The 2,441-nt window shown below is 73.0% G+C and carries 1 protein-coding gene; it reads right to left on the reverse strand.

The window, feature by feature from the left end; translation table 11 throughout:
• On the reverse strand, window positions 1–2,310 hold a 2,310-nt coding region (locus tag AB0M52_RS33205; protein ID WP_363961808.1), incomplete at its 3' end, for a family 78 glycoside hydrolase catalytic domain.
• Between the last annotated feature and the right edge of the window lie 131 nt (window positions 2,311–2,441).

Below are 2,441 nucleotides of genomic sequence, written 5' to 3' on the forward strand. Positions count from 1 at the left end.
GTAGGACTTGCCGGCCTCGACCGGCAGCGCGACCCGGGCCGTAACGTTGACCGGAACGTCGAGGTCGACGCGGAGGCCGGCGCCGACCCGCCGCCAGTCGACGGTCACCGCACCCCGCTGGGTGTGCACGGTGCCGGCGGCGTGGGTGAGACCGGTGGCCGGAGGCGCGATCTCCACGACCGCGCCACCCGGGCTCGCCGTACCGACGCCGAGCAGCGTCTCCTGCACGTCCACCAGGGCCTGCGCGCCCCAGCCGTGCGACTGGCTGAAGTTGGTGCCGGGGTCGAGCGTCCACGCCTCCCAGGTGAAGGTGCCGCCCTGCGCGAGGATGTTGGCCCAGCCCAGGTCGTCCGGGTTGGTCAGCAGGTCCAGTACGGCGTCCGGCCGGCCGGCGTCGCCGAGCGCCCGCAGCAGCCAGTGCGCGGTCATCGGGCCCTGCTTCATGCCCATCGACGCGAGGTGCTCGGCCAGCGCCGGGTGGTCGGCCGCCGGCGCCACGCCGTACGCGATCGCGTACGAGGTGGAGTGCTGGCCCGCGTGGCCGCTCTGCGCTCCGGTGGCCGACAGCCCGTCGACGTACGCGCCGTCGGCCCGCCGCAGTTTCGCGTTCATCGCGTCGACCAGGTCCTGTGCCCGGCCGCCGTACGTGGCGACCTCGTCGGCCGGCCGGTCGAGGACCTCGGCGATCCGGGCGGTGGTGCGCAGCACGTCGACGCCCTGGGCGTTGATGGTGGTCCGGGCGGCCGCGGTCATGTCGTAGCCGAACCGGCCGGGCTCGGGCCAGTCGACGATGCCGTACTGGTAGGCGCCACTGCCGCCGGACAGCCTGGTCACCAGGCCTTCCGTCGGGCCGGTGGCGGGGATGTGCCGCAGCACGTAGTCGGCGGTGTCACGGATGGCCGGGTACGCCTCGGCGAGCAGGTCCGCGTCTCCGGTCTCCTGGTAGTAGCGCCACACCCAGTCCACGAACATCAGCGAGTAGTCGGGGATGTCGCGCTTGCCGTCGCCGTTCGGGTAGACCGCGTTGTACCGGCCGAGGTCGTTGCCGGTGGCCCAGTACCGTTTCGCCGACCGGAGGAACTCGCGGATCGCCTGCTGCGTGGCGTCGCGCTCGCCGAAGGCGGCCATCGTGGCGTACGAGATGTTGACGGCGTCGCCGAGGAACTGGCCCTTCTCCCGGGTCGGAGTGTCGACGAAGGCCTCCTGCACCGAGTAGATCGCGGACCGCTTCATCAGCTGCCACACCGCGTCGAGGGTGGGGTTCGAGCTGGCGAAGCTGGCCTCGCGGCCGGCCGGCACGTCGGTGTGGACCACGACCGCGGTGATGTCGTCGAGCGCGATCTCCTCCCCCGCGTCGGGGATCTCCAGGTAGCGGAAGCCGAGGTGGGTGAAGGCCCGGAACTCCTGCTCGCCGTCCTTCTGGGTGTACGGGAAAGTCATGTTGGTGCCCTGCGACAGCAGGGTGGAGGTGGCGACGCGTCCGGTGCCGGTGAGGTTGAAGCCGCCCCGGATGGTGAGGGTGCGGCCGGCCACGCCCGCGTCGAAGCGGACGGTCGGGCGCGCGGGGATGACGACGCCGAAGTCCGCGACCACGGTGCCGTCGTCGGCCGTGCTCAGCGCGACCGGTCGCACGGTGCTCTCGGTCAGCCGGGTCTCCTGGCCGATCAGGTGGGTGTAGGGAGCGACCGGATGCGCCCCGATCACCTGCGCGGCGGCCCACGGGGCGGCGGTGTCGTCGTGGCCGGGCGCGGTCCAGCCGACCACCTCGGCACGCGCGTCCTGCCGCTCGATGCGGTCGCCCTCGCCGTTGCGCGTTCCGGAGCCGGCCGGGAACAGGGTGTCCCGGGTGACCCGCCACGAGCCGTCGGTGACGAACACCTCGCGGGAGCCGTCGGCGTGCTCGACGACGAGCTTCATCAGCAGTCCGCGGTTACCGGCGGGGCGGCCCTGGCCGCTGCCGTACCAGTGGTAGCGCACGCCGAGTGCGAGCGGCTGGCCCGCCGGCACCAGGTCGGTGACGTCGGCCACCTGGTAGTAGTCCTCGCCGGGGTAGCCGAAGGAGGTGCCGCGATCGGCCCGCCGACCGTTGAGGTACAGCTCGTAGGTGTGGTCGGCGGCGGTGTAGGCGCGGGCCCGGACGACCGGGCTGTCGCCGACGCGTACCTCGGTGCGGGCCAGCGTGTAGTCGTCGGCCTCGTTGGTGGTGCGGCGGATCCAGTTCGCACCTTCCCACTCGGTGTCGGCGATGCCGGTCTCGAACCGGCCGGTCGCCGTCGGCGACTGCTGGCCGGTGCGGTCCCAGGTGCGCACCGACCACTCGTACGCGGCGCCGGAGCGCAGCGCCGGCCCCACGGCGATCCAGCCTCAGCAGCGGCCGCTGATGACGAGGGCGGGGCTGTGGCGCTCCAGCCATGCGGTGCGGCCGCGCAACCTGGGGAACT

This window comes from Micromonospora sp. NPDC051296 (assembly GCF_040682255.1).
Taxonomy (GTDB): Bacteria; Actinomycetota; Actinomycetes; order Mycobacteriales; family Micromonosporaceae; genus Micromonospora; species Micromonospora craterilacus.